The organism is Limnospira platensis NIES-39, assembly GCF_026000695.1.
GTDB classification, from domain to species: Bacteria; Cyanobacteriota; Cyanobacteriia; order Cyanobacteriales; family Microcoleaceae; genus Limnospira; species Limnospira platensis.
The window spans coordinates 3258444-3284888 of the sequence record NZ_AP026945.1; the positions used below are offsets into that span (position 1 = coordinate 3258444).

45 protein-coding genes are annotated in these 26445 nt (G+C 42.6%); 27 read left to right on the plus strand and 18 right to left on the minus strand.

Translation table 11 applies throughout. The features are described from left to right. Positions 1-56 precede the first annotated feature (56 nt). The 7 genes from rfbC to N39L_RS15965 all read left to right on the plus strand — a co-directional run bounded on the left by rfbC (position 57) and on the right by N39L_RS15965 (position 4946). Entirely contained in the window at positions 57-605 is a 549-nt protein-coding gene (rfbC, locus tag N39L_RS15935; protein WP_014275717.1) for a dTDP-4-dehydrorhamnose 3,5-epimerase, read from the plus strand. Further along, the gene (gene rfbD / locus N39L_RS15940) at positions 605-1483 is read left to right on the plus strand and encodes a dTDP-4-dehydrorhamnose reductase (protein WP_014275718.1); all 879 of its coding nucleotides are present in this window, start codon (positions 605-607) and stop codon (positions 1481-1483) included. Before rfbC ends, rfbD begins: the two co-directional genes overlap by 1 nt. 69 nt (positions 1484-1552) lie before the next feature. After that, a complete protein-coding gene (locus N39L_RS15945) occupies positions 1553-2626 on the plus strand; it encodes a glucose-1-phosphate thymidylyltransferase (RefSeq protein WP_014275719.1) in 1074 nt (357 codons plus the stop codon). A 230-nt stretch (positions 2627-2856) separates the two neighbouring features. Further along, positions 2857-3705, plus strand: a complete 849-nt coding sequence (locus N39L_RS15950) for a glycosyltransferase family 2 protein (RefSeq protein WP_014275720.1) — start codon at positions 2857-2859, stop codon at positions 3703-3705. A gap of 31 nt (positions 3706-3736) precedes the next feature. After that, positions 3737-4435, plus strand: a complete 699-nt coding sequence (locus N39L_RS15955) for a Uma2 family endonuclease (RefSeq protein ID WP_006618570.1) — start codon at positions 3737-3739, stop codon at positions 4433-4435. A gap of 20 nt (positions 4436-4455) precedes the next feature. Beyond that, entirely contained in the window at positions 4456-4599 is a 144-nt protein-coding gene (locus tag N39L_RS15960) for a hypothetical protein (RefSeq protein WP_157888708.1), read from the plus strand. Between the two features lie 206 nt (positions 4600-4805). Further along, positions 4806-4946, plus strand: coding sequence for a hypothetical protein (locus N39L_RS15965; RefSeq protein ID WP_157888709.1), 141 nt, complete (start codon positions 4806-4808; stop codon positions 4944-4946). Here N39L_RS15965 and N39L_RS15970 read toward each other — a convergent pair. The 3 genes from N39L_RS15970 to N39L_RS15980 form a co-directional block, all read right to left on the minus strand. Next, on the minus strand, positions 4943-5140 hold the full coding sequence (locus N39L_RS15970; protein WP_410223323.1) for a hypothetical protein: 198 nt from the start codon (positions 5138-5140) through the stop codon (positions 4943-4945). The two genes, N39L_RS15965 and N39L_RS15970, sit on opposite strands and share 4 nt — an antisense overlap. Positions 5141-5230: 90 nt before the next feature. Beyond that, positions 5231-5440 carry a hypothetical protein gene (locus tag N39L_RS15975; protein ID WP_035735020.1) on the minus strand — a complete coding sequence of 70 codons (210 nt, stop codon included), beginning with the start codon at positions 5438-5440 and terminating at the stop codon, positions 5231-5233. 90 nt (positions 5441-5530) lie between these two features. Next, positions 5531-5755, minus strand: a complete 225-nt coding sequence (locus tag N39L_RS15980; protein ID WP_043468329.1) for a hypothetical protein — start codon at positions 5753-5755, stop codon at positions 5531-5533. A 250-nt stretch (positions 5756-6005) separates the two neighbouring features. On the opposite strand from N39L_RS15980, the gene N39L_RS15985 reads away from it, so the two are divergent. After that, positions 6006-6251, plus strand: coding sequence for a hypothetical protein (locus tag N39L_RS15985; RefSeq protein ID WP_035735021.1), 246 nt, complete (start codon positions 6006-6008; stop codon positions 6249-6251). A gap of 175 nt (positions 6252-6426) precedes the next feature. On the opposite strand, the gene N39L_RS15990 is transcribed toward N39L_RS15985, so the two are convergent. The 4 genes from N39L_RS15990 to N39L_RS16005 form a co-directional block, all read right to left on the minus strand. Continuing rightward, the gene (locus tag N39L_RS15990) at positions 6427-6636 is read right to left on the minus strand and encodes a hypothetical protein (RefSeq protein WP_035735025.1); all 210 of its coding nucleotides are present in this window, start codon (positions 6634-6636) and stop codon (positions 6427-6429) included. Between the two features lie 90 nt (positions 6637-6726). Then, positions 6727-6951, minus strand: coding sequence for a hypothetical protein (locus tag N39L_RS15995; RefSeq protein ID WP_035735024.1), 225 nt, complete (start codon positions 6949-6951; stop codon positions 6727-6729). A gap of 223 nt (positions 6952-7174) precedes the next feature. Beyond that, on the minus strand, positions 7175-7384 hold the full coding sequence (locus tag N39L_RS16000; protein ID WP_035735025.1) for a hypothetical protein: 210 nt from the start codon (positions 7382-7384) through the stop codon (positions 7175-7177). Positions 7385-7474: 90 nt separating this feature from the next. Continuing rightward, on the minus strand, positions 7475-7684 hold the full coding sequence (locus tag N39L_RS16005; protein ID WP_035735022.1) for a hypothetical protein: 210 nt from the start codon (positions 7682-7684) through the stop codon (positions 7475-7477). A 117-nt stretch (positions 7685-7801) separates the two neighbouring features. On the opposite strand from N39L_RS16005, the gene N39L_RS16010 reads away from it, so the two are divergent. The 3 genes from N39L_RS16010 to N39L_RS16020 are packed head-to-tail and all read left to right on the plus strand — an operon-like array spanning position 7802 to position 8343. After that, complete coding sequence (locus N39L_RS16010; protein ID WP_043468333.1) at positions 7802-8047, plus strand: hypothetical protein; 246 nt, start codon at positions 7802-7804, stop codon at positions 8045-8047. Further along, entirely contained in the window at positions 8028-8195 is a 168-nt protein-coding gene (locus N39L_RS16015) for a hypothetical protein (RefSeq protein ID WP_158307554.1), read from the plus strand. Before N39L_RS16010 ends, N39L_RS16015 begins: the two co-directional genes overlap by 20 nt. Then, positions 8176-8343: a hypothetical protein gene (locus tag N39L_RS16020; protein ID WP_434221621.1), complete on the plus strand. Its 168-nt coding sequence runs from the start codon at positions 8176-8178 to the stop codon at positions 8341-8343. The genes N39L_RS16015 and N39L_RS16020 overlap by 20 nt, the downstream gene beginning before the upstream one ends. A gap of 175 nt (positions 8344-8518) precedes the next feature. On the opposite strand, the gene N39L_RS16025 is transcribed toward N39L_RS16020, so the two are convergent. The 3 genes from N39L_RS16025 to N39L_RS16035 all read right to left on the minus strand — a co-directional run bounded on the left by N39L_RS16025 (position 8519) and on the right by N39L_RS16035 (position 9476). Then, positions 8519-8743 carry a hypothetical protein gene (locus N39L_RS16025; protein WP_035735024.1) on the minus strand — a complete coding sequence of 75 codons (225 nt, stop codon included), beginning with the start codon at positions 8741-8743 and terminating at the stop codon, positions 8519-8521. Positions 8744-8966: 223 nt separating this feature from the next. Further along, the gene (locus tag N39L_RS16030; protein ID WP_035735025.1) at positions 8967-9176 is read right to left on the minus strand and encodes a hypothetical protein; all 210 of its coding nucleotides are present in this window, start codon (positions 9174-9176) and stop codon (positions 8967-8969) included. Between the two features lie 90 nt (positions 9177-9266). Further along, positions 9267-9476, minus strand: a complete 210-nt coding sequence (locus N39L_RS16035) for a hypothetical protein (protein WP_035735022.1) — start codon at positions 9474-9476, stop codon at positions 9267-9269. Between the two features lie 117 nt (positions 9477-9593). Between N39L_RS16035 and N39L_RS16040 the strand changes: the two genes are divergently transcribed. The 15 genes from N39L_RS16040 (at position 9594) to N39L_RS16110 (ending at position 16831) form a co-directional block, all read left to right on the plus strand. Further along, entirely contained in the window at positions 9594-9839 is a 246-nt protein-coding gene (locus N39L_RS16040) for a hypothetical protein (RefSeq protein ID WP_043468333.1), read from the plus strand. Between the two features lie 54 nt (positions 9840-9893). After that, positions 9894-10061, plus strand: coding sequence for a hypothetical protein (locus N39L_RS16045; RefSeq protein ID WP_158307554.1), 168 nt, complete (start codon positions 9894-9896; stop codon positions 10059-10061). Then, a complete protein-coding gene (locus tag N39L_RS16050; protein ID WP_158307558.1) occupies positions 10042-10209 on the plus strand; it encodes a hypothetical protein in 168 nt (55 codons plus the stop codon). The genes N39L_RS16045 and N39L_RS16050 overlap by 20 nt, the downstream gene beginning before the upstream one ends. Positions 10210-10337: 128 nt before the next feature. Continuing rightward, positions 10338-10583 (plus strand): hypothetical protein, encoded by a 246-nt coding sequence (locus N39L_RS16055; protein WP_035735021.1) that lies wholly within the window; start codon positions 10338-10340, stop codon positions 10581-10583. Beyond that, a complete protein-coding gene (locus N39L_RS16060; RefSeq protein ID WP_158307554.1) occupies positions 10564-10731 on the plus strand; it encodes a hypothetical protein in 168 nt (55 codons plus the stop codon). The genes N39L_RS16055 and N39L_RS16060 overlap by 20 nt, the downstream gene beginning before the upstream one ends. Beyond that, positions 10712-10879, plus strand: coding sequence for a hypothetical protein (locus N39L_RS16065; RefSeq protein WP_158307554.1), 168 nt, complete (start codon positions 10712-10714; stop codon positions 10877-10879). Before N39L_RS16060 ends, N39L_RS16065 begins: the two co-directional genes overlap by 20 nt. Then, a complete protein-coding gene (locus tag N39L_RS16070) occupies positions 10860-11027 on the plus strand; it encodes a hypothetical protein (RefSeq protein ID WP_158307554.1) in 168 nt (55 codons plus the stop codon). Before N39L_RS16065 ends, N39L_RS16070 begins: the two co-directional genes overlap by 20 nt. Further along, complete coding sequence (locus N39L_RS16075; protein WP_158307558.1) at positions 11008-11175, plus strand: hypothetical protein; 168 nt, start codon at positions 11008-11010, stop codon at positions 11173-11175. The genes N39L_RS16070 and N39L_RS16075 overlap by 20 nt, the downstream gene beginning before the upstream one ends. Before the next feature lie 280 nt (positions 11176-11455). Continuing rightward, positions 11456-11701, plus strand: a complete 246-nt coding sequence (locus tag N39L_RS16080) for a hypothetical protein (RefSeq protein ID WP_434221596.1) — start codon at positions 11456-11458, stop codon at positions 11699-11701. After that, positions 11682-11849 carry a hypothetical protein gene (locus tag N39L_RS16085; protein WP_158307554.1) on the plus strand — a complete coding sequence of 56 codons (168 nt, stop codon included), beginning with the start codon at positions 11682-11684 and terminating at the stop codon, positions 11847-11849. The genes N39L_RS16080 and N39L_RS16085 overlap by 20 nt, the downstream gene beginning before the upstream one ends. After that, positions 11825-11995: a hypothetical protein gene (locus tag N39L_RS16090; protein ID WP_158307559.1), complete on the plus strand. Its 171-nt coding sequence runs from the start codon at positions 11825-11827 to the stop codon at positions 11993-11995. The genes N39L_RS16085 and N39L_RS16090 overlap by 25 nt, the downstream gene beginning before the upstream one ends. 128 nt (positions 11996-12123) lie before the next feature. Next, positions 12124-12264: a hypothetical protein gene (locus N39L_RS16095; RefSeq protein ID WP_158307560.1), complete on the plus strand. Its 141-nt coding sequence runs from the start codon at positions 12124-12126 to the stop codon at positions 12262-12264. 912 nt (positions 12265-13176) lie between these two features. Next, positions 13177-14244 carry a glycosyltransferase family 4 protein gene (locus N39L_RS16100; protein ID WP_014275721.1) on the plus strand — a complete coding sequence of 356 codons (1068 nt, stop codon included), beginning with the start codon at positions 13177-13179 and terminating at the stop codon, positions 14242-14244. An 85-nt stretch (positions 14245-14329) separates the two neighbouring features. After that, on the plus strand, positions 14330-15478 hold the full coding sequence (locus N39L_RS16105) for an iron-containing alcohol dehydrogenase family protein (protein ID WP_014275722.1): 1149 nt from the start codon (positions 14330-14332) through the stop codon (positions 15476-15478). A 141-nt stretch (positions 15479-15619) separates the two neighbouring features. Then, on the plus strand, positions 15620-16831 hold the full coding sequence (locus N39L_RS16110) for an aspartate aminotransferase (protein WP_006617300.1): 1212 nt from the start codon (positions 15620-15622) through the stop codon (positions 16829-16831). Positions 16832-16913: 82 nt separating this feature from the next. On the opposite strand, the gene psbM is transcribed toward N39L_RS16110, so the two are convergent. From psbM to N39L_RS16150, 8 genes are all read right to left on the minus strand, one after another. Continuing rightward, complete coding sequence (gene psbM, locus N39L_RS16115) at positions 16914-17027, minus strand: photosystem II reaction center protein PsbM (RefSeq protein ID WP_006617301.1); 114 nt, start codon at positions 17025-17027, stop codon at positions 16914-16916. A gap of 80 nt (positions 17028-17107) precedes the next feature. Further along, on the minus strand, positions 17108-18013 hold the full coding sequence (rimK, locus tag N39L_RS16120; protein WP_006617302.1) for a 30S ribosomal protein S6--L-glutamate ligase: 906 nt from the start codon (positions 18011-18013) through the stop codon (positions 17108-17110). A 136-nt stretch (positions 18014-18149) separates the two neighbouring features. After that, positions 18150-18638, minus strand: coding sequence for an SAM-dependent methyltransferase (locus N39L_RS16125; RefSeq protein ID WP_006617303.1), 489 nt, complete (start codon positions 18636-18638; stop codon positions 18150-18152). Positions 18639-18654: 16 nt separating this feature from the next. Continuing rightward, positions 18655-20715: a mechanosensitive ion channel family protein gene (locus N39L_RS16130; protein ID WP_006617304.1), complete on the minus strand. Its 2061-nt coding sequence runs from the start codon at positions 20713-20715 to the stop codon at positions 18655-18657. Between the two features lie 98 nt (positions 20716-20813). Then, positions 20814-21302, minus strand: a complete 489-nt coding sequence (locus N39L_RS16135) for a DUF2752 domain-containing protein (protein WP_006617305.1) — start codon at positions 21300-21302, stop codon at positions 20814-20816. A gap of 16 nt (positions 21303-21318) precedes the next feature. Beyond that, on the minus strand, positions 21319-21513 hold the full coding sequence (locus tag N39L_RS16140; protein WP_006617306.1) for a hypothetical protein: 195 nt from the start codon (positions 21511-21513) through the stop codon (positions 21319-21321). A 21-nt stretch (positions 21514-21534) separates the two neighbouring features. Beyond that, the gene (locus N39L_RS16145; protein WP_006617307.1) at positions 21535-21987 is read right to left on the minus strand and encodes a hypothetical protein; all 453 of its coding nucleotides are present in this window, start codon (positions 21985-21987) and stop codon (positions 21535-21537) included. A gap of 346 nt (positions 21988-22333) precedes the next feature. After that, positions 22334-22558 (minus strand): hypothetical protein, encoded by a 225-nt coding sequence (locus N39L_RS16150; protein WP_014275723.1) that lies wholly within the window; start codon positions 22556-22558, stop codon positions 22334-22336. Positions 22559-24377: 1819 nt separating this feature from the next. On the opposite strand from N39L_RS16150, the gene N39L_RS16155 reads away from it, so the two are divergent. After that, positions 24378-26444 (plus strand): sensor histidine kinase, encoded by a 2067-nt coding sequence (locus N39L_RS16155; protein ID WP_006617006.1) that lies wholly within the window; start codon positions 24378-24380, stop codon positions 26442-26444. Position 26445: the final 1 nt, after the last annotated feature.

The following is a 26445-nucleotide window of genomic DNA, read 5'->3' on the forward strand; positions in this document are numbered from 1 at the left end:
TTTATATCCCCCCATATAGTAAACTAGAGATTGATGCCATTTTGTGGAACTGTCAAATGAACGTTATTCCCACGAAAATTCCTGATGTTTTCCTCGTCGAACCGAAAGTTTTTGGAGACCATCGCGGTTTTTTCTTTGAAAGTTTTAACCAGAAAGTATTTACCGAAAAAACAGGTGTGACCACAGACTTTGTACAAGACAATCATTCTCGGTCTAGTCAAGGAGTGTTGCGGGGTCTCCATTATCAAATTCAACAAACCCAAGGTAAACTACTGAGGGTAGTCCTGGGAGAAGTCTTTGATGTAGCAGTAGATATTCGGAAAAGTTCCCCAACTTTTGGTCAGTGGGTAGGCTATTATCTCAGTGCTGAAAATAAGCAACAATTATGGATTCCTCCCGGGTTTGCTCATGGTTTTTTAGTAACCTCTCCTGTAGCCGAAGTTCTCTATAAAACCACTGATTATTATGCACCACAGTATGAGCGATCGCTTCTCTGGAATGACCCAGACATCGCCATTGAATGGCCCCTAGAATCCCTAGAACCTAAATTATCTGAAAAAGATAAAAATGCCCACACCTTGACCAATGCAGAAGTTTTTGAATAATGCGTATTTTACTAACCGGAAAAAACGGACAATTAGGGTCGGAATTACAACCTTTACTCACTCCCCTGGGTGAAGTTTTCGCCGTCGGACGAGATACCCTAGATTTAGCTAAACCTGATGCTATATCATCATTAATGGCAGAGATCAAACCCCATATAGTCGTTAATGCCGCCGCCTATACAGCCGTTGATAAAGCCGAAACAGAAACCGATTTAGCTACCGCTATTAACGGCATAGCACCCGGCATTTTAGCAGCCGAAAGCCAGCGGATTAATGCTAAATTAATTCACGTCTCCACTGATTATGTCTTTGATGGCACCCAAAGCCATCCCTATGTCGAAACAGACCCCACCAACCCATTAGGACAGTATGGTGCATCAAAATTAGCCGGAGAACAAGCCATTTTAGCCACTGATGCCAATTATGCCATTATTCGCACCGCCTGGGTTTATGGCGCAGGAGGAACCGGAAATTTTGTCAAAACCATGCTCCGTTTAAGTCGGGAACGAGAAGAGTTGAGAGTCGTCATGGATCAAGTGGGGACTCCCACCTGGACAGGAGATTTAGCAACCGCAATTGTCCAGTTAATTCCCCAATTAAATTCAGAAACATCTGGTATCTATCATTATACCAATAGTGGTGTTACCAGTTGGTATGATTTTGCGATCGCTATTTTTGAGGAAGCTAAATTATTGGGTGTACCTCTCAAAATTCAACAGGTCATTCCCATTACAACCGCTGAATATCCTACTCCCGCGCGTCGTCCGGCTTATTCGGTTTTGAATGGTAAAAAGTTGGCAACCCTCCTGGGAAATCATCCTCCTCAGTGGCGGTCTGGACTCCGAACTATGCTCAAAACCCTAATTAATCAAGGCTAAAACATCACTAAAACAGGCGATAAGCCTGTTAAAAACTTTTCAAAAACAGTCCTAATTCGGTGAATTTTAATGAAAGCATTAATTCTTTCTGGTGGTAAAGGAACTCGACTAAGACCCCTCACTTATACTGGTGCAAAACAACTCGTTCCCGTCGCTAATAAACCTATTTTATGGTACGGAATTGAGGGAATTGTCGCGGCTGGAATTACCGATATTGGCATTATTATTAGTCCTGAAACCGGCGAAGAAGTTAAAACTTTGACAGGTAAAGGCGAGCAATTTGGCGCGAAAATTACTTATATTTTGCAAGATACCCCCGCTGGTCTCGCTCATGCCGTAAAAATTGCCCAGCCTTTTTTGGGTAATTCTCCCTTTATTATGTACTTGGGAGATAACCTAATTCAAAATCCCCTATCTCCCTTTTTAGAACAGTTTAAACAAAAGCAGCTTGATAGCTTGATTTTGCTGCGACCCGTCGAAAATCCCACGTCTTTTGGTGTAGCCGTTGTCGGTGATAATGGGAGAGTATTACAGTTAGTAGAAAAACCTCAAAATCCTCCCTCTAATTTAGCCTTAGTAGGCGTTTATTTCTTTGACAATACCATTCATGAGGCTATAGCTAATATTCAACCTTCCGCTAGGGGAGAGTTGGAAATTACTGATGCGATTCAACAACTAATTAACACTGATAAAAAGGTTGATGCTTGTACCCTCGATGGTTGGTGGTTAGATACTGGTAAAAAAGATGATTTACTCAGTGCTAATCAGATTATTTTGGATGAACGTTCTACCTATAATGTTGAAGGAGATATTGACCCCCAAAGTCAGATTATTGGACGAGTTAAAATTGGTCGGGGAACTAAGTTGATTAACTGTACTGTTAGGGGTCCCGTCATAATTGGCGAAAATTGTCACCTGGAAAATAGTTTTATTGGTCCTTATACCAGTATTGCTGATGCTGTCAATTTGATTGATGCTGAAATTGAGCATAGTGTGATTTTATCCGAGGCGAAAATTATTAATATTAATCACCGCATTGTTGATACTCTAATTGGTCGCCGCGCTCAATTGACTACCGCACCACAAAGACCCAAGGCTTTACGATTTATGTTGGGAGATGATTCTCAGGTGGAATTGACTTGATGGGATTTTCCTAATCCGTTCATCTCTTCCCTTCTCTCTGTAGGAGCAATTTACCCATTGCTCCTACCATCTTTTTTTTCATCCTTACTCTTGACAAATTATCCGACTTGACTTACTATATAAGAATGGGAATCTGTGGCGACATATATATGCTATTCTCAACTTAATTATGGCTACCCTGGGGTTAGTTCTGTAAACCCAACTTCTGATTACATCTAAAACCAGCTTTTGTGATTTATTGGATAGTTGTTAATTATCACTCTACTGATTTGATTGAAACACTAATTCAATCTATCGCTAATAGTTCAAGTATTGACCATCAGATTATTATTGTTAACAACTCCCCCCAAGATAAAAGCATCTGGAAACTACACAGAAAACAAGTCATTATTTTAGACGCTTCCCACAATTTAGGATTTGGTCGCGCCTGTAATTTGGGGTTACAGTGGGTTTATCACCGAGACAACAATGCTTGGGTGTGGCTAATTAATCCTGATGTCGTCATTCCAGAACATACCCCTAACCAAGTTTTAGCCGTCGTGACCGAAAATCCCCAATTCTCGATTTTGGGAACATTGGTTTATCAACCTGATGGACGGGTTTGGTTTGGGGGAGGAGAATTTATACAGGAAACCGGCTTGATTGTCCAGCAACAGCATCTCCCAGCATCGGTCTCTGATTGTATCTCCACTACCTGGGTTACCGCTTGTAGCTTGTTAATTAATCTCCAAAAATTCGGAAACTGTCCTCAGTTTGACGAAGATTATTTTTTATATTACGAAGATTTTGACCTGTGTTTGCGTTATAGTAAACTCGGACATCAAATTGGGATGACTCCCCACATTGGGGTAATTCACCATCCCTCATCGATTACTGGGAGAAATCCTCATCTGAAACTCAAACATAGTATCTATAGCTATCTGCTGAGTTTAGAAAAACACGCTAAAGGTTTGGCTTGCTGGTATCGAATACTACGGATTACTGTGGTTTCCCTAATCACTTTTCCCTGGTATCCCCAGGCTAGTTTGTCTAAATTAATCGGAGTTTTAGACTATGTTAAATCTAGGTTTTGGGGATAAAATTATTTACAGTCAATAGTGGTTAGTTATTATGGATATCAATAAATGTAAACAACCCGGAGATAATCGCAGCTATTATCAGCTACAGTCGGAATTATTTTGCTTAACTTTTGCACCTCCTAAATATTCCAGAGATCTGATTTTGATGGCTAATAATATGAGTCTCTATTATGACCCATTAAACCCGACCTGGTGCGAATATCCAGATTGGTTTGCGGTGGTTGGTTTATCTGAATCTCTAGTTAATTTACCTCGTGAACAAGGCTATTATATCTGGAAGGAAGGACGACGACCAGCAATGGTTATGGAGTTTCTCCCTAGCCGAGATGAAACCGCAAAACAACCATCATCACCTCAACAACCTACAGCTTGGGAGGTTTATGAGCAAATTCTGGGGATTCCTTTCTATGTGGTTTTTGACTATACTACCAATAGTTTACAGTTGTTTAAGCTGTTAGGCGATCGCTATCAAAAACAGGAGTTAAACAACAATCAGTTTTGGTTTCCTGGATTAGATTTGGGTCTCGGCTTGTGGTGCGGAGAATACGAAGGCTTAAAGCGCTTTTGGTTGCGTTGGTATGATAGCCGTGGTCATTGGATTCCTCTGCCAGAAGAGTTACCGTCAGACACATCAGCATCGGTTTCTGTAGAGGATAGCCAACCCTCTCAGACTCCATCTAAACTCGGTCAGCATTTACAACAGTTGGGAATCGTTACCCACAAGATTTAACTTAACTCCAGAGGCTAAAAATGGCTGAGGTCTCACTTATAGCCGAAAATTGTCATAAAAAGGGCAATTTTACCATGTTGATGATATTTTTTCACAAAAACGGCTTTTTGTCAAGCATACAGCAACAAATGGCTAGGTTATTGATAGAAATTCGGACAATTTAATGGACTTCATCGACTCCATATAAAATCTTCATTTAACCACAGATATCTGTGGTTATGAAGTGCGATCGCTTTTGGGTAAATCATCATCATTCCCCATTGACAAACTCCCCATCTTGACCTAATATAACACCATGGGAAACCGTGTCGGCTTATAGGGTACTTTCACCACGTTAAACACCCTTAACCGAAAGTAGATATCTGTGGTTATGAAGTGCGATCGCTTTTTGGTAGATACCCAGAATTTCCTCAACTCCCAAACTACAGTAGATATCTGTGGTTATGAAGTGCGATCGCTTTTGGGTAAATCATCATCATTCCCCATTGACAAACTCCCCATCTTGACCTAATATAACACCATGGGAAACTGTGTCGGCTTATAGGGTACTTTCACCACCTTAAACACCCCTAACCCAAAGTAGATATCTGTGGTTATGAAGTGCGATCGCTTTTTGGTAAATACCCAGAATTTCCTCAACTCCCAACCAACAGTAGATATCTCCTGGTTATGGAGTGCGATCGCTTTTGGGTAAATCATCATCATTCCCCATTGACAAACTCCCCATCTTGACCTAATATAACAGCATGGGAAACCGTGTCGGCTTATAGGGTACTTTCACCACCTTAAACACCCCTAACCCAAAGTAGATATCTCCTGGTTATGAAGTGCGATCGCTTTTTGGTAAATACCCAGAATTTCCTCAACTCTCAAACTACAGTAGATATCTGTGGTTATGAAGTGCGATCGCTTTTTGGTAAATACCCAGAATTTCCTCAACTCCCAACCAACAGTAGATATCTCCTGGTTATGGAGTGCGATCGCTTTTGGGTAAATCATCATCATTCCCCATTGACAAACTCCCCATCTTGACCTAATATAACAGCATGGGAAACCGTGTCGGCTTATAGGGTACTTTCACCACCTTAAACACCCCTAACCCAAAGTAGATATCTCCTGGTTATGAAGTGCGATCGCTTTTTGGTAAATACCCAGAATTTCCTCAACTCCCAACCAACAGTAGATATCTGTGGTTATGAAGTGCGATCGCTTTTTGGTAAATACCCATAATTTCCTCAACTCCCAACCAACAGTAGATATCTCCTGGTTATGGAGTGCGATCGCTTTTTGGTAAATACCCAGAATTTCCTCAACTCCCAACCAACAGTAGATATCTCCTGGTTATGGAGTGCGATCGCTTTTTGGTAAATACCCAGAATTTCCTCAACTCCCAACCAACAGTAGATATCTCCTGGTTATGGAGTGCGATCGCTTTTGGGTAAATCATCATCATTCCCCATTGACAAACTCCCCATCTTGACCTAATATAACAGCATGGGAAACCGTGTCGGCTTATAGGGTACTTTCACCACCTTAAACACCCCTAACCCAAAGTAGATATCTCCTGGTTATGAAGTGCGATCGCTTTTTGGTAAATACCCAGAATTTCCTCAACTCTCAACCCAAAGTAGATATCTGTGGTTATGGAGTGCGATCGCTTTTTGGTAAATACCCAGAATTTCCTCAACTCCCAACCAACAGTAGATATCTCCTGGTTATGGAGTGCGATCGCTTTTTGGTAAATACCCAGAATTTCCTCAACTCCCAACCAACAGTAGATATCTCCTGGTTATGGAGTGCGATCGCTTTTTGGTAAATACCCAGAATTTCCTCAACTCCCAACCAACAGTAGATATCTCCTGGTTATGGAGTGCGATCGCTTTTGGGTAAATCATCATCATTCCCCATTGACAAACTCCCCATCTTGACCTAATATAACAGCATGGGAAACCGTGTCGGCTTATAGGGTACTTTCACCACCTTAAACACCCCTAACCCAAAGTAGATATCTCCTGGTTATGAAGTGCGATCGCTTTTTGGTAAATACCCAGAATTTCCTCAACTCCCAAACTACAGTAGATATCTGTGGTTATGAAGTGCGATCGCTTTTTGGTAAATACCCAGAATTTCCTCAACTCCCAACCAACAGTAGATATCTCCTGGTTATGGAGTGCGATCGCTTTTGGGTAAATCATCATCATTCCCCATTGACAAACTCCCCATCTTGACCTAATATAACAGCATGGGAAACCGTGTCGGCTTATAGGGTACTTTCACCACCTTAAACACCCCTAACCCAAAGTAGATATCTCCTGGTTATGAAGTGCGATCGCTTTTTGGTAAATACCCAGAATTTCCTCAACTCTCAACCCAAAGTAGATATCTGTGGTTATGGAGTGCGATCGCTTTTTGGTAAATACCCATAATTTCCTCAACTCCCAACCAACAGTAGATATCTCCTGGTTATGGAGTGCGATCGCTTTTTGGTAAATACCCAGAATTTCCTCAACTCCCAACCAACAGTAGATATCTCCTGGTTATGGAGTGCGATCGCTTTTTGGTAAATACCCAGAATTTCCTCAACTCCCAACCAACAGTAGATATCTCCTGGTTATGGAGTGCGATCGCTTTTGGGTAAATCATCATCATTCCCCATTGACAAACTCCCCATCTTGACCTAATATAACAGCATGGGAAACCGTGTCGGCTTATAGGGTACTTTCACCACCTTAAACACCCCTAACCCAAAGTAGATATCTCCTGGTTATGAAGTGCGATCGCTTTTTGGTAAATACCCAGAATTTCCTCAACTCCCAAACTACAGTAGATATCTGTGGTTATGAAGTGCGATCGCTTTTTGGTAAATACCCAGAATTTCCTCAACTCCCAACCAACAGTAGATATCTCCTGGTTATGGAGTGCGATCGCTTTTGGGTAAATCATCATCATTCCCCATTGACAAACTCCCCATCTTGACCTAATATAACAGCATGGGAAACCGTGTCGGCTTATAGGGTACTTTCACCACCTTAAACACCCCTAACCCAAAGTAGATATCTCCTGGTTATGAAGTGCGATCGCTTTTTGGTAAATACCCAGAATTTCCTCAACTCTCAACCCAAAGTAGATATCTGTGGTTATGGAGTGCGATCGCTTTTTGGTAAATACCCATAATTTCCTCAACTCCCAACCAACAGTAGATATCTCCTGGTTATGGAGTGCGATCGCTTTTGGGTAAATCATCATCATTCCCCATTGACAAACTCCCCATCTTGACCTAATATAACAGCATGGGAAACCGTGTCGGCTTATAGGGTACTTTCACCACCTTAAACACCCCTAACCCAAAGTAGATATCTCCTGGTTATGAAGTGCGATCGCTTTTTGGTAAATACCCAGAATTTCCTCAACTCCCAAACTACAGTAGATATCTGTGGTTATGAAGTGCGATCGCTTTTTGGTAAATACCCAGAATTTCCTCAACTCCCAACCAACAGTAGATATCTCCTGGTTATGGAGTGCGATCGCTTTTTGGTAAATACCCAGAATTTCCTCAACTCCCAACCAACAGTAGATATCTCCTGGTTATGGAGTGCGATCGCTTTTTGGTAAATACCCAGAATTTCCTCAACTCCCAACCAACAGTAGATATCTCCTGGTTATGGAGTGCGATCGCTTTTTGGTAAATACCCAGAATTTCCTCAACTCCCAACCAACAGTAGATATCTCCTGGTTATGGAGTGCGATCGCTTTTTGGTAAATACCCAGAATTTCCTCAACTCCCAACCAACAGTAGATATCTCCTGGTTATGGAGTGCGATCGCTTTTTGGTAAATACCCAGAATTTCCTCAACTCCCAAACTACAGTAGATATCTCCTGGTTATGGAGTGCGATCGCTTTTTGGTAAATACCCAGAATTTCCTCAACTCCCAACCAACAGTAGATATCTCCTGGTTATGGAGTGCGATCGCTTTTGGGTAAATCATCATCATTCCCCATTGACAAACTCCCCATCTTGACCTAATATAACAGCATGGGAAACCGTGTCGGCTTATAGGGTACTTTCACCACCTTAAACACCCCTAACCCAAAGTAGATATCTCCTGGTTATGAAGTGCGATCGCTTTTTGGTAAATACCCAGAATTTCCTCAACTCTCAACCCAAAGTAGATATCTGTGGTTATGGAGTGCGATCGCTTTTTGGTAAATACCCATAATTTCCTCAACTCCCAACCAACAGTAGATATCTCCTGGTTATGGAGTGCGATCGCTTTTTGGTAAATACCCAGAATTTCCTCAACTCCCAACCAACAGTAGATATCTCCTGGTTATGGAGTGCGATCGCTTTTTGGTAAATACCCAGAATTTCCTCAACTCCCAACCAACAGTAGATATCTCCTGGTTATGGAGTGCGATCGCTTTTGGGTAAATCATCATCATTCCCCATTGACAAACTCCCCATCTTGACCTAATATAACAGCATGGGAAACCGTGTCGGCTTATAGGGTACTTTCACCACCTTAAACACCCCTAACCCAAAGTAGATATCTCCTGGTTATGAAGTGCGATCGCTTTTTGGTAAATACCCAGAATTTCCTCAACTCCCAAACTACAGTAGATATCTGTGGTTATGAAGTGCGATCGCTTTTTGGTAAATACCCAGAATTTCCTCAACTCCCAACCAACAGTAGATATCTCCTGGTTATGGAGTGCGATCGCTTTTGGGTAAATCATCATCATTCCCCATTGACAAACTCCCCATCTTGACCTAATATAACAGCATGGGAAACCGTGTCGGCTTATAGGGTACTTTCACCACCTTAAACACCCCTAACCCAAAGTAGATATCTCCTGGTTATGAAGTGCGATCGCTTTTTGGTAAATACCCAGAATTTCCTCAACTCTCAACCCAAAGTAGATATCTGTGGTTATGGAGTGCGATCGCTTTTTGGTAAATACCCATAATTTCCTCAACTCCCAACCAACAGTAGATATCTCCTGGTTATGGAGTGCGATCGCTTTTGGGTAAATCATCATCATTCCCCATTGACAAACTCCCCATCTTGACCTAATATAACAGCATGGGAAACCGTGTCGGCTTATAGGGTACTTTCACCACCTTAAACACCCCTAACCCAAAGTAGATATCTCCTGGTTATGAAGTGCGATCGCTTTTTGGTAAATACCCAGAATTTCCTCAACTCCCAAACTACAGTAGATATCTGTGGTTATGAAGTGCGATCGCTTTTTGGTAAATACCCAGAATTTCCTCAACTCCCAACCAACAGTAGATATCTCCTGGTTATGGAGTGCGATCGCTTTTTGGTAAATACCCAGAATTTCCTCAACTCCCAACCAACAGTAGATATCTCCTGGTTATGGAGTGCGATCGCTTTTTGGTAAATACCCAGAATTTCCTCAACTCCCAACCAACAGTAGATATCTCCTGGTTATGGAGTGCGATCGCTTTTTGGTAAATACCCAGAATTTCCTCAACTCCCAACCAACAGTAGATATCTCCTGGTTATGGAGTGCGATCGCTTTTTGGTAAATACCCAGAATTTCCTCAACTCCCAACCAACAGTAGATATCTCCTGGTTATGGAGTGCGATCGCTTTTTGGTAAATACCCAGAATTTCCTCAACTCCCAACCAACAGTAGATATCTCCTGGTTATGGAGTGCGATCGCTTTTTGGTAAATACCCAGAATTTCCTCAACTCCCAACCAACAGTAGATATCTCCTGGTTATGGAGTGCGATCGCTTTTGGGTAAATCATCATCATTCCCCATTGACAAACTCCCCATCTTGACCTAATATAACAGCATGGGAAACCGTGTCGGCTTATAGGGTACTTTCACCACCTTAAACACCCCTAACCCAAAGTAGATATCTCCTGGTTATGAAGTGCGATCGCTTTTTGGTAAATACCCAGAATTTCCTCAACTCTCAACCCAAAGTAGATATCTGTGGTTATGGAGTGCGATCGCTTTTTGGTAAATACCCAGAATTTCCTCAACTCCCAACCAACAGTAGATATCTCCTGGTTATGGAGTGCGATCGCTTTTTGGTAAATACCCAGAATTTCCTCAACTCCCAACCAACAGTAGATATCTCCTGGTTATGGAGTGCGATCGCTTTTTGGTAAATACCCAGAATTTCCTCAACTCCCAACCAACAGTAGATATCTCCTGGTTATGGAGTGCGATCGCTTTTTGGTAAATACCCAGAATTTCCTCAACTCCCAACCAACAGTAGATATCTCCTGGTTATGGAGTGCGATCGCTTTTTGGTAAATACCCAGAATTTCCTCAACTCCCAACCAACAGTAGATATCTCCTGGTTATGGAGTGCGATCGCTTTTTGGTAAATACCCAGAATTTCCTCAACTCCCAACCAACAGTAGATATCTCCTGGTTATGGAGTGCGATCGCTTTTTGGTAAATACCCAGAATTTCCTCAACTCCCAACCAACAGTAGATATCTCCTGGTTATGGAGTGCGATCGCTTTTTGGTAAATACCCAGAATTTCCTCAACTCCCAACCAACAGTAGATATCTCCTGGTTATGGAGTGCGATCGCTTTTTGGTAAATACCCAGAATTTCCTCAACTCCCAACCAACAGTAGATATCTCCTGGTTATGGAGTGCGATCGCTTTTTGGTAAATACCCAGAATTTCCTCAACTCCCAACCAACAGTAGATATCTCCTGGTTATGGAGTGCGATCGCTTTTGGGTAAATCATCATCATTCCCCATTGACAAACTCCCCATCTTGACCTAATATAACACCATGGGAAACCGTGTCCGCTTATAGGGTACTTTCACCACGTTAAACACCCCTAACCGAAAGTAGATATCTGTGGTTATGAAGTGCGATCGCTTTTGGGTAAATCATCATCATTCCCCATTGACAAACTCCCCATCTTGACCTAATATAACACCATGGGAAACCGTGTCCGCTTATAGGGTACTTTCACCACCACAAACACCCCTAACCCGAAGTAGATATCTCCTGGTTATGAAGTGCGATCGCTTTTTGGTAAATACCCAGAATTTCCTCAACTCCCAAACTACAGTAGATATCTGTGGTTATGGAGTGCGATCGCTTTTTGGTAAATACCCAGAATTTCCTCAACTCCCAACCAACAGTAGATATCTCCTGGTTATGGAGTGCGATCGCTTTTTGGTAAATACCCAGAATTTCCTCAACTCCCAACCAACAGTAGATATCTCCTGGTTATGGAGTGCGATCGCTTTTTGGTAAATACCCAGAATTTCCTCAACTCCCAACCAACAGTAGATATCTCCTGGTTATGGAGTGCGATCGCTTTTTGGTAAATACCCAGAATTTCCTCAACTCCCAACCAACAGTAGATATCTCCTGGTTATGGAGTGCGATCGCTTTTTGGTAAATACCCAGAATTTCCTCAACTCCCAAACCAAAGTAGATATCTGTGGTTATGGAGTGCGATCGCTTTTTGGTAGATACCCAGAATTTCCTCAACTCCCAAACCAAAGTAGATATCTGTGGTTATGGAGTGCGATCGCTTTTGAGTAAATCATCATCATTCCCCATTGACAAACTCCCCATCTTGACCTAATATAACACCATGGGAAACCGTGTCGGCTTATAGGGTACTTTCACCACCACAAACACCCCTAACCCAAAGTAGATATCTCCTGGTTATGGAGTGCGATCGCTTTTTGGTAGATACCCAGAATTTCCTCAACTCCCAAACCAAAGTAGATATCTGTGGTTATGGAGTGCGATCGCTTTTGGGTAAATCATCATCATTCCCCATTGACAAACTCCCCATCTTGACCTAATATAACACCATGGGAAACCGTGTCCGCTTATAGGGTACTTTCACCACCTTAAACACCCCTAACCGAAAGTAGATATCTGTGGTTATGAAGTGCGATCGCTTTTGGGTAAATCACCATCATTCCCCATTGACAAACTCCCCATCTTGACCTAATATAACACCATGGGAAACCGTGTCCGCTTATAGGGTACTTTCACCACCACAAACACCCCTAACCCAAAGTAGATATCTCCTGGTTATGGAGTGCGATCGCTTTTGGGTAAATCATCATCATTCCCCATTGACAAACTCCCCATCTTGACCTAATATAACACCATGGGAAACCGTGTCCGCTTATAGGGTACTTTCACCACCACAAACACCCCTAACCCAAAGTAGATATCTCCTGGTTATGGAGTGCGATCGCTTTTGGGTAAATCATCATCATTCCCCATTGACAAACTCCCCATCTTGACCTAATATAACACCATGGGAAACCGTGTCCGCTTATAGGGTACTTTCACCACGTTAAACACCCTTAACCGAAAGTAGATATCTGTGGTTATGAAGTGCGATCGCTTTTGGGTAAATCATCATCATTCCCCATTGACAAACTCCCCATCTTGACCTAATATAACACCATGGGAAACCGTGTCGGCTTATAGGGTACTTTCACCACCACAAACACCCCTAACCCGAAGGCGATCGCTTTTTAGTAAATATCCAAAATTACCTATTGACAAGCTCCCCATAACCTACTATAATATAATGGGGAATAGTGCCACATAGTTTTACCCCCATTGAAAGTAAAAGTTATCTGATATTGAGCGAATATTGAACTAAAAGAACATATCCTCAAGGAGGAAGTTTGGGAATATTGGGGATATTAAGCCAGGCTATAATTACCATTTATAGACATTCGAGGAGATGATAATTGAAGGGTCAGTTAGTCATTAATCTATCAGTTGTAATACCGAAACCCACAGGGATATCAGTATATGCTGCTAATATTATCCCATGGTTAAAACCCCTAGAACCTTTATTGCTAACTGCTGATGATATCGCTGGTTATGAGTGCGAAAAAGTCCCGAATAATATGACTCCTGAGCATGGTACAAAGGGACATTTAAGGCGATTGATTTGGACTCAGTTTAAACTACCATTAATATATCGCAAATCAGGTTATAAATTGTTGTTTTCACCCTTACCCGAAGCGCCTTTATATACAGGTTGTCGGTCAATAGTAATGGCTCATGATTTAATTCCGCTCAAATTTCCCAAGCGGGGGTCGCGATTAACGGCTTATTTCAAATCCTATGTTCCGGCGGTGCTAAAACAAGCACAACATATTGTTTGTAATTCGGAAGCCACGGGGAATAGTTTGGTGGAGATGTTGGGAATTAGTGCCAGGAAAATTACTCCGATTTTATTAGGGTACGATCGCCAGAGGTTTCAATTTTTAGATTTACCGACGCAAAACTACTTTTTATATATTGGTCGCCATGATCATTATAAAAATCTACCGAGGCTAATTACAGCATTTTCCCAATTACCGAAAGATTATGAACTGTGGTTAGCGGGGCCGAGTGACAGCACCTATACACCCTTATTAAAACAACAGGTAAAAGAATTAGGACTGAGGGAACAGGTGAAATTTTTAGACTATGTTGCAGCCGAGGAATTACCGTCAATAATTAATCGGGCGATCGCCTTAGTTTTCCCAAGTTTATGGGAAGGTTTCGGGTTTCCGGTCTTAGAAGCTATGGCCTGTGGAACCCCTGTAATTACCTCAAATTTAGCATCACTGCCGGAAGTAGCTGGAGAGGCAGCGATCTTGATAAATCCCTATGAAGTAGAAGAGATCAGCGCCGCCATGAAAACCCTAATCAGCGATCCACAAATATCGGGGCAACTTAGACACAAAGGACTCAGTAGATGTCAAGAATTTTCCTGGCAGAAAACCGGACAGCAAACTGTGGAAGTTTTAGCAAGATATATGTAAAATCAAAATTAATGGGAGCAGATGTTCCCAGTTATGGGTAAAATCGGCTAGAATTAGCGACTTAACGAATTTTGCGAGGGCCTGTATGGAACCTTTATCCTCTCCCCTATTGACCAAAACCACTATGATCAGCCCAACTCCGGCATTAAGTATTGCCCCAGCCCAGGTAATTCGAGGAGTTGACAGACTGGCAGAGGCGGGAGAGGCGATCGCCGCCTTTGGTAGTCGTCCGGTAATTGTGGGAGGCGATCGCACCCTAAAATTAATTCAACCCCATTTACAACCGATTATAGAAACCCATCAACTCAAGGCTAATTGGGCTAACTATACCCCTGACTGTAGCGAAAGCAGTTTAGAGAAACTCCAACAAATTTGCGCGGACCATCAAGGGGACTTGGTGATCGGGGTTGGCGGCGGAAAATCTTTAGATATCGCCAAACTCCTAGCTTATAGGACGAGAGTACCGATTATAACTATTCCCACCTCTGGGGCTACCTGCGCCGCCTGGACGGCTCTCTCAAATATCTATACAAATGAGGGAGCATTCTTGTATGATGTAGGGTTAGCCAAGTGTCCTGATTTGCTCATCCTCGACTATAGCCTGATTCAAACAGCGCCCCAGCGGACTTTAATTGCTGGTATTGGAGATGCGATCGCCAAATGGTATGAAGCGTCAGTCAGTAGTGGACATTCAGAAGAAACCCTGATTGTGGCAGCAGTGCAACAGGCGAGAGTCCTGCGGGACATTTTGTTTCAAAAATCCGTAGCCGCCCTCAGTGAACCCGGAAGCCAAACCTGGCGAGAAGTGGTTGATGCCACAGTTTTACTCGCTGGGGCGATCGGTGGTTTAGGGGGGGCACAGTGTCGGACTGTAGCAGCCCATGCTGTCCATAATGGTTTAACTCACCTATGCGCTACCCACAAGACCCTTCACGGAGAAAAAGTCGCCTATGGCATTTTAGTACAGTTGCGCCTAGAAGAGATGCTACAAGGGAATCAACTGGCAGCTTCTGCTAGAGGACAACTGTTGAAGTTTTATAGCGATATCCGCTTACCCCAAACTTTGGCTGATTTGGGATTGGGAAATATTACCTTAGCCCAGTTAAGGCATGGGGCAGAAATTGCCTGTGGTGAAAAGTCTGACATTCACCGACTACCCTTTAAAGTTTGCCCAGAATCACTAATGGCTGCCATGGTTTCTACTACTGTACCTGTGGGGGCAATTAAGAGTTAAAGGTTAACTATGGGCTGTTTAATCAGTCTTCAGGTGAGGGGCAATTAATCACTAATCACAATAAATTGCACCATCAATTAACCTGTAAAAGTTCCCCCCTCTTTCCTCAACTGACTTTTGAGTTAACAACCACAAATAAACATGAATTTAGATTGGATTACGCCAGCAGATAGGGTTAAACAACTTCCCCCCTATGTATTTGCGCGATTAGATGAATTGAAAGCCCATGCCTGTGAACAAGGCCTTGATTTGATTGATTTGGGTATGGGAAACCCGGACGGACCGACTCCTGAACCTGTAGTAGAAGCGGCGATCGCCGCCTTGCGAAATTCAGCCAATCATGGCTATCCCCCCTTTGAAGGGACTGCTAGTTTCCGCGCCGCCATTACTCGTTGGTATCACCGTCGCTATGGAGTTAACCTAGACCCCAATAGTGAAGCGTTACCCCTATTAGGATCTAAAGAAGGTCTCACCCATTTAGCTTTAGCCTATGTCAACCCCCAAGATGTGGTTTTATCCCCAGATCCGGCTTATCCTGCCCATTTTCGGGGTCCGTTAATTTCTGGGGGGGATGTTTACAAAATTCGCCTGAAACCAGAAAATGATTGGATTATAGATTTAGCAGATATCCCGGATCATATTGCTGACCGCGCCAAAATTCTCTATTTTAATTATCCTAATAATCCCACAGGTGCAACCGCCCCCAGGGAGTTTTTTGAGGATTTAGTCGCTTTCGCCCACAAACATCAAATTCTATTGGTTCATGACCTCTGTTATGCGGAACTAGCTTTTGATGGTTATCAACCGACCAGCTTACTAGAAATTCCGGGAGGTAAGGAGATTGGGGTCGAGTTCCATACCATGTCAAAAACCTATAATATGGCGGGTTGGCGCGTGGGTTTCGTAGTTGGTAATTCTCGAATTATTCAAGGATTAAGAACTCTGAAAACCAACTTAGATTATGGGTTATTTGCTGCTTTACAATCGGCGGCGGAAACTGCTTTAAATTTGCCAGATTCCTACTTGGAAGAAGTGCAAAATAGGTATAGAACCCGCCGGGATTTTCTAGTCAGAGAATTGGCAGAATTGGGCTGGAATATTCCTAAACCCAAAGCGGCGATGTATTTGTGGGCTCCCTGTCCCGTGGGTATGACTTCAACGGATTTTGCCCTATCAGTCCTACAACAAACTGGGGTGGTGGTGACTCCAGGTAATGCTTTTGGGGCGGGAGGAGAAGGCTATGTTAGAATTAGTCTGATTGCTGATTGCGATCGCTTGGCGGAAGCGGTCAAACGCCTAAAAGAAGCCAATATTGGCTATCAACGCCAAATGGTGGCAACGGGAATGGTTTAAGTCAATTCTTATTAAAAAAGCGCTATTGGCAATGAGCCTCGGCGCTTTTCTAATTTTGAAAAAAAATTGGCAAAACTTGAATTTATCCTTCTTTGCCTTCGCGACTCTGGGTTTGGATATACAGAATCAGAAGAAACACGGAAGGAACTAGCACAAAAAGAATGCTGGCAACAAATCCTAGGTCATTAACTTCCATAATTATCCAACGAGTGTTAATACACAAAAGAAACCGACTTCCCCAGGATATCATTAAATTGGCTAGTTTGAGTGGAAATTTTAACCTTGGGTGCGATCGCGCACATTACCTTGTGCAGCATACTTTTCCAGAAACTCCATAATTTTCCTAGGTACATCTACTCCGGTGGCGGTCTCAATTCCTTCTAGTCCCGGTGAGGAGTTAACTTCCATTACCACAGGTCCATGATTGGAACGCAATAAATCCACCCCCGCGACTTTCAGCCCCATAATTTTAGCAGCGCGGACAGCGGTTGATCTTTCCTCTGGGGTTAATTTGACTTTTTGGGCGCTTCCTCCCCGGTGAAGATTAGACCGAAATTCCCCTTCTGCGCCTTGGCGTTTCATGGAAGCTACTACCCTTTCACCAACTACAAAACAGCGTAAATCTGCCCCTCCAGCTTCCTTAATAAATTCCTGGACTAAAATATTGGCATCAAGTCCCCGAAATGCCTCAATTACAGACTTAGCCGCCTGGTATGTTTCAGCTAAAACTACACCAATTCCCTGGGTTCCTTCTAACAGTTTAATGACTAAGGGAGCCCCACCAACTACGTTAATCAAACCATCAATATCTTTAGTAGAATGGGCAAACCCAGTCACCGGAAGACCTATGCCTTCTCGGGCTAATAATTGCAAGCAACGCAGCTTATCACGAGACCGAGAAATGGCTTGAGACTCATTGGGAGTAAATACACCCATCATCTCAAATTGGCGGACAACAGCAGTACCATAAAAGGTTTTAGATGCACCAATACGAGGAATAATGGCATCAAATCCTTCTAGGGGTTTTCCCCCATACATGACCATGGGTTTATGGGAGGTAATATTCATGTAGCAGCGCAGGTAATCGATTACATACATCTCATGACCCCGCTGTTCCCCTGATTCTTTCAGTCTCCGAGTAGAGTAAAGGGAACTATCTTGGGATAGAATCGCAATTTTCATGGTATAATATTAATAGCATCTGACGTTTTTGTGGTTGCCGATCGCTGTGTGGAATAACCTGGCCATGAATAACCAGCCAGAAACTAACATTGTTCCCATTTCACCTTCTGGTTTTTACGAATCTAAATAACATTTATTATTTTACCGGACTGGGGATACTCCAAAAATAGAATGTGCATTCCTCTTCGGGGTGGGTTAAATGCAGTACAGCGTCGGGAGTCCATTCTCCCATATCAAAGTCCCGGGAGACAATGCGGGTTCCCGGCTTGAGTTGTTCGAGTAATTGGGGTTTTAAACGTAGGTTAAGCTGAGGTAACAGATAAATAAAGATAACTGTGGCTTCCTGAAAATTGCTGTTAAACAGGTTGGCTTGGCGGAAGATGACGCGATCGCTAACGGCGGCTATTTTGGCATTTTCTGTGGCTTCCTTAATGCGATCGGGATCAATATCAATACCAACTCCCCGCGCCCCAAATTTTTCGGCGGCGGCGATCGCTACCCGTCCATCTCCACAACCTAGGTCATATACAACATCATCAGCACCAACTTTCACCCAACGGAGAACATCCTCTAACAAATCTTGAGGAGTTGGAACATAACCAATATCAGGTTGATTAGAGTACATAAAATTTAACTAACAATCAGGGTTTGAGCAAATTCTTAAAATCCCTAGAAGTTTGATGATCATGTTGATGATACCATACGAAACGCTGGGGAACCCCTAGGGTAATTTCTGCTTCATCTAGGGCTTGTTTGAGTCTGAACCGCAGGGTTCGTGCTGCCGCCCATTGTTGGCTGGGTATAGTTTTAACTAGAAACCGGATCACAATTCCCTCATGGGAAATATCATCAACCCCCAGAATATCAACAGGTTCTAAAATCTTGTCAGACCATTCCGCCTCATTTTGCATCTTTTGACAGACTTTAAGAATAATTTCCATAGCCTTTCTGATGTCAGCATCCCAGGCAATTTTTAAGCCGAGGTTCACCCGTGACCAGTCTTTAGTATTATTAATAACTGTGGCAACTTGACCATGGGGAATAGTTATTAATTGACCATCTAAATTGCGGAGATTAGTGCAATACAAATTCATGCTTTCTACGGCTCCGGCTAAATTGCCAATTTGGACGACATCACCTACAGCATAACGGTCTGTGAGCAAAATTAAAATGCCATTTAACATATTTTCTATTAAATTACGAGATAGAAAAGCTGTTAATAAAGCGAAGGCTCCCGCACCGGCTAGGAACGCCGTATTGATGCCAATAATTACCACAGTGAAATAAATACCAAGACCGGAGAAAAGCCAACTTTTACCACCTTTGAGAGCCGGAGAATAGGTGCTAACTCTCATAGTGTAACGATTCAAGTTAGGATGGGATTCTTGTTGTTCTTGAGCCCAACCATTTAAGGTATCATCAATGAAAAAATCTAACAGTTTATCAATTAAGGTAATACCAACCCAAAGACTAGGGAGCAGAATTGCTTGATAGGCAAACATAATAATTAAAGGACGAGTTTGCCGAAATACGAAACAAATTAAACTGATACCTAATAAAATCACTAATAATTCCGCTATCAGCAGAAATCTCCGCAATAATTCTACTAAGTTTTTGCCTTGCTGAAGTGATACTTGACTATTTAACCTCCTGGCGATCAGTTTAGGGATTTGATTAATTTTCTGATTAATTTTCTGATGCAGATAACCTGAACTATAGCCTTGGCCATTACTGTTGACATTCTTAACTTTATCGGCATCATCACTGATGTCTTCATTCGGTTGAACTACAGTATCAGAAAGAGTTTCTCCTGATAAGGTTTCGGGGTTAACTTTAGCTTCATTCACCAGATTTTGCAATTGGCTTTTAATTAGATTGCGTCGTTGTGTTAGTAATTTTCGTAACCCCGAAATTAGCCTCAGACATAGGAAAATAAATGCTACAATAATCAAGGTGATGGTGATTCTTCCTAAAGGATATTGAGCATCAAATTCTCGCCCCCATAAGGCTTCACTAGCATACTGCGTGATTTGGTCTCGCCAAACTGGTGCTAATTCTTCAACTGTTATACCATTAACAATGGCATCATGATTATTGACGGTGATTACTACAATTTGAGGGATGCGTAAATCATGATTTGGTTGAGTATAAATTACCGTTTCGTTATTCTGAATTCCTATATTTAATTGCGGGGTCAATGGATGTAGAGGTTTATCTGGATTAAACAACCGCCAAAACTGCCAATTTTCGGGATGATATGTTTGTGGTAATTCTTGATTTCTGCTAATAATATTACGGAGACCTCGATTAAAGGATTCCTGTACTAATTTTGCACGTCTTTCTAAGGTTAAGGCAGTGGCGCGGTCATCTTGTTCTAAACTCCGTCGCGCACCGAGGATTAATCCTCCCCGCCCACCGTGGCCGCCTAAATAAACTCTGCTACACCAACTAGCACCACAGCTATAAGCACGGTTGACATTCCACAAAAAGGTTTGATTCTGTTGATCGGTAATTGAGACGGGAGATACGAAAAATTGCCCGAAGGCTGGGCTGTGACCAGCGACAGTTAAGGAAAATGTCAAGACCAAAACGCTTACAAAATAAGTAATTTTTCGGAGTATTTTATAATTTATAGTCAACCCTAGGGATTTGTCTAAACAAGCGATCGCCTCTAGGGGTAAAATCCTCCACCGAGTTTTCATGATCCTCCTCAGTTAGCAACACCGACCATGGATAATAACTCAATTCGGGAATCTTGGCAAATTTTTAATGATCATAGCCTTCAGATACTATCTGAGATTTAGCTAAGGAGCAAGCGTCCTAGAGGGGAGTTGAGGAAAGATGGATACAGTTTACCAATTTGCCACAAATGTTGCAATCGTACACTGTGATAGCCCAGTAGAATCAGAAAACTCAAAATTTGTACCCGGGGATTAGTCAACCAGTGAATATAAAAAATATCTAATTTTCGATTTTTGATAATTTCCCAAATTAAATGAATAATAGCAATCACAAAACATAAGAAAATTAGGGGACCGAATAAGTGGTAGGCGATCGCCTGATTTAAGTCACCTCTGGCTGTAGCCATTAAGGATCTAGTTAACCCCCAGGCTGGACAAGGAACCCCCACATATCGCATCAGGGGACATCTTAAAAACTCCATATGAACACCTAGGTTAAACCCTATACTACCGATAATAGGTATTAAGGCGATCGCTAAACCCAACATCCGTTTTTGTCGTTGTTGTCGAGAAAGCAAATCAGGCGATTTTAGTGTTTTACCTACCATTACAATTCCCCATCAATTAACGACTTTTTAGCAAATCCACCCCAAAACAGGTTAGGTAAATTACCACCGTTGCTAATTGCTGAAATAACACCAGTTCAAAAGTTTTCACAAAAAAATTAATCTCTGACTGGGAATACACGGCTATTGAACTTCCAGCTAATAAGGCAATCAAAAACCAAAATATCGTTTTTCTGTGCTTGAGTTTTAGCATGATTTGGATTCCCACATTAACTTAACCAAAAGCGAGATAGGAGTAGAAAACTAAGGTTCCTACCACAGGAACTATCCACAAAAGTATTAACCAGGGAGTTTTTTCTAGTTTTTTGCAAATTCTAATCCAGGCTTTGATTAACCAAATTACGGCAATGATATTGATGCAGGGAATGAACATCAAAATCGTCCATAAAATCGGGTTATCTTCATCCCCAGCCACAAAATTTATATAGGTTCCTAAAATAGGAATCCAAGCAAACCAAGCATTGTCCACTCGACATCTTTGATAAATTTTCCAGGACAAAAAACTAAACACTAAATAGCCAATTAAATAGCCGATCAATATTCCTGGGTTTGGTTCTACTGTATCGTAGGTAATATCTAGTTGTGGAACTGTATTTTGTTGAGCGAGTAGAACCGGGACTAGATTAGTGACTGCTGGAGTCGGCGGTAATATACTAATGTCAATCATGAATAAGTCACCGATAAATTACTATAGTTGACTAATTGTAAGATATGTTATCTGAAAAGACTATCTATTTTTGATTGGGTTCACAAAAATCAACATTATCAGAACATCATGATGATATTTAGTATTTGAGACTCGAGGCAATATAGTTATATGTTGATAAATGATATTCTCAAGGCGATCGCTATAGGACTCCCTCCTCCGGTTATAATCTACCTAGGCTATTATTGCCAACGGAGGCATCTATATCTTTGATAGATAATAGCCCCACTATTTAACTATAGTAATATTTGGGAAAAAATTGATGATGAACACACCTAATTTTTTGTCAATTCCATACTGGAAACAGTCAGAATTTTGGCTGATGGCGATCGCCGTTGCCCTTTACTCTATGCTCAATCGGTTCACGACTCCCACTAGACACTTCGTTTATGACCTTGGGTTCCCTGCCTTGTTTGGAAGGTTGAATTCCAAACGTTGGGACATATAAACAGTTATAGGGATGGTCAGAGATTAACCTCTTATATCCAGCGACTAGGGGCTGAAGTCCCCACCAGGTAGTTATTTCGGGCATCTCAGCCCTATTTCATACCTGAACGTCTCGCACGCATATCCCAATCATTACAGTTGGGCATTGGCTTCTGGCTACATCTCACATCCTCTAGGAGTTAGGGGTCGAGAGTGAAGTCACCTTCGCGAACTCCCATTCAAAACCGTGCTTGATAGTTTCCCATCACACGGCTCCTGATGTGGATACCCTTTTGTCATCGGAACAGGGTTACTACCCCCTCCCCTGCTTTCGTGCTTCAATGTTCAGAGCTTTATGCAGCACGTAGTCTTTGAACTCGTTCTCGCCACTATACTCCTAATAATCGCAGTATCTATATCCACACCGTGACAATTGGGCATATCCCAACCATGACAATTGGGCTTTAGCTTCTGGTCACATCCTTCACCCTCTAACCATGCGCTTACATTTTTCACTACTGCCTTGTCAATAGCATTACTCACTTGTTTATAGGCAGAGCATTAGAGGGGTTACAACGTTCCGTTTATATGGGCATTCCATCGTTAGATTTGTCCTCAGAACCGGGGTACTGTTAAAGGTCTGTGTAGGTAGTCGCAAGAACCCCCTACTTTTCCCCTTGCCCTTTTGGGCGCAGCGTGTCAACCTATTTCGCTGCTAGTGTATTACGATGGTTCAAGCCGGACATTCAGTCTCCTTAATCATAGATGGTTGGCAGTGGTCGAGTAGGAGGTGGGTTCCGACCTACGCCTTCCGTTCCCCGCTTTAGTCTGTCGAGTTATGATTTCCAAAACTGGGGGTGGCTATCGCCGTTACTCTCTACTCCCTGATTTCTCAGTTCGTTTATGACCTTGAGTTCCCTGCCTTGCTTAGTTCCCTAAGCGTCGGGACATATAAACAGTTATGAGGATGGTCAGGAGAGGTTTCCTTATATCCAAACTCGGGGCTGGAATCCTCACCGGCTAGTGCTTTAGGGCATTTCAGCCCTATTTCATACCCGAACGTCTCGCACCTTGCGCTTACACTTATCACTACTGAGATATCGACCAATATTCTCAGAATCCAAGAGGACTTAAAACGTTCCGTTTATATTGGCCTTCCATCTTTAGATTTGCCCTTTCCACCGGGGTAATTTTAAAGGTCTGTGTAGGTAACAACAGAAAATTCCTACTTTTCCCCTTGCTCTTTTTGAGCGCAGCGCATCAACTTATTTCGCTACCCAATCATTACGATGGTTCAAGTCAGACATTCGGCTCACGCCTAATCATAGATGGTTGGCAGTGGTCGGAGTCTTGGGAGTGGGTTCCACCTCACGCCTTGCGTTCCCCGCTTCAATCTGACGGGTCGTGACTCCTGAAATTGGGGGTGGCTATCGCCGTCATCCTCAACGTTGTAACAAAATGTTAAATTTTATTTCAAAGTATGTTGACCTTGGATTCCCTGACTATTTTTCGTATCGGATGATACAAAACGTCGGTACATATAAACAGTTATGGGGACGGTCAGGAGTGCACTCCTTATATCCAACCAAGGGGTTGAAATCCCCACCAGGTAGTTATTTCGAGCATCTCAGCCCTATGCACGCACCTGAACGTCTCGCACTCTGTTGCTGATTGTAGCAGATTGGCTGATTGGGTCTGTCTCCCTGGCATGAGGTAACATCGCTTATAGGTAGTCCAGCAGGTAGTCGAGGAGTGCTCGCGGGAAGTTCCCAAGAAAAGGACGGCGCTTGTACCTCCGTTTTGAGTCACAGTTTCAGCCCCAAATCAGAACCCGATGATTTGTCAAGTGATTCATAACTCCAGGGTTCGCGCTACTATGAGAATTGGGCAGCCCTGAGCCATAGCACCTCTGTTAGATGTGAATTATGCCTAAACGCGGTCAATCCTCATTTCGCCGTCTTCTGCTATCCCGGATTTTACTGTTAAGCCTTCCGGTGTTGTTGGTTGGACAATATGTGACCTATCGCAAAGCTCGTTCAGCTTTACTAGAAACGGCTCGTCTGAACTTAACTGAAAGTGCAGTTAAAAAAGCTGCGGGTATTGATGAATGGGCGAAGTCCTTGAGATCCAGTTTGATTTTAGTGGCTCACAGTTCCGTTTTGCAGTCTGGAGAAGAGGATAATTTTCAAGGTTTTCTTGAAGAGGTGGTCTCGGAATTACCTTTTGAGGTCAACTGTCTGCAAATGACTAATCTGGAAACGAATGAGATAGTTGCTAGTACCTGTGGTCTGGCGGCGCAGGTTCAATTTCCCCAAAATTTATGGTCTGCTACTCAATCTGAGAACTGGACTGTCAGTCAGTCAGAAGCTCATATTATTAATGTGGGAACTGCAGAGGTTGACAACGGCTTTTTTCCTGAAAATATCGATGATAGTGGGTCAGATACTCCAGAAACGAGGCAAGTTTTACCTCGCCGCCAAAATAATCAACTCAGTTTAATCTCTATGGCTCCGGTTTATATTGCTGATGGAGAAGTTAATCGACTCCGTTATGGATTAAGTCTGGAGTCTTATTCTTTCCTCAGAGGTGAGCAAACCCCGAAATCTTTAACAGGTTCTACTGTAATTTTAGATGACACGGGAACTATTGTGGCTCATCCTAATCCGCAGTCGGTGGGATTAAATATTAGGGATCACGCTGATTCTCAGAGGTTGGATAGTTTACTGCGTAGTGCGTTGGCGGGTCGCACTAATTTTATTCATTTGTTTTCTTTTCAACAAAATGGGGAAGAATTATTGGCGGGATATCATGCTATTGACAGTCCGGTTTTTCCCAAGAATGATGATAGTAAGTGGGTCATCTTGGCGGTGGCTAGTTTGGATGATGCTCTCTATGGATTAAAGGATATTAATTCGGTTTTAGTTGTGCTAATTATGAGTTTGATTATAGCGATTATTAGTGCAGCATTATACCTGTCTAGGGATTTGGCACGTCCTTTAGAAAAACTCCGAGATTATGCGCTACAAGTTAACAGCATTGAATCCCATGTAGAGGTTCCTAAAAATCTGAAAATCCGGGAAGTTGAGCAGTTAGCTCAGGCTTTGCGGACTATGGTGGATCGTTTGCAGTCTCGGGCTCAAGCCTTGGCTTTTGCGACTAAGGAGGCGCGGGTGGCTAACCAGCTTAAAGATGAATTTTTGCGGGTTATATCCCATGAGTTGAGAACACCGCTTAATGGCATTATTAATTCTCTGAATTTAATTCAGGATGGCTTCTGTGACGATCGCGATGAGGAAATGGAATATTTGCAGATGGCTAATGACTCGGCTCTGCATTTATTTGACATTGTTAATGATATCTTAGATATTGCCTTGATTGAGGAAGGTCAACTATCTTTGTTTTTGGAACCGACGGATTTGGGGGTGATTCTCCAAGAGGCGATCGCCTTACAAACTCTGGATATTCAGCAGAAAGGTTTAGATTTAAACTTAGTGTTATCCGCTGAACCTCTGGAAGTACAAGCAGACCGAGATAAACTTAAACAGGTTTTTCTCAATATTATTAATAATGCGGTCAAGTTCACCCAAGCTGGTAGTATCACGATTACTAGCCAACTTGAGCGCTTCCCAAATGCGGCGGGGAATGCGATCGCTTCTAATTCTAATTCCAGTCAGATTATCAAAGCATCTGAACAGGTAATTGTAACTATTGTCGATACAGGAATTGGGGTAATCCGAGAAAAGCAAAGCCAACTATTTCAGCCCTTCGTGATGGTCGATGGTTCCACCACTAGGGAGTCGGGAGGGGTGGGTTTAGGATTAGCGATCGCTCGTCGTCTAATGGAAATGATGGGTGGCGGTATTCAACTTGACAGCGCCGGACACGACCAAGGTACTACAGTTACCATCGCCATGCCAACTTTACAAGCAGCAACACCACCTTCTCAACATCAGAAGACTACCAGAAAATCTAAAAAGAAAGTTAAAAGTTGAC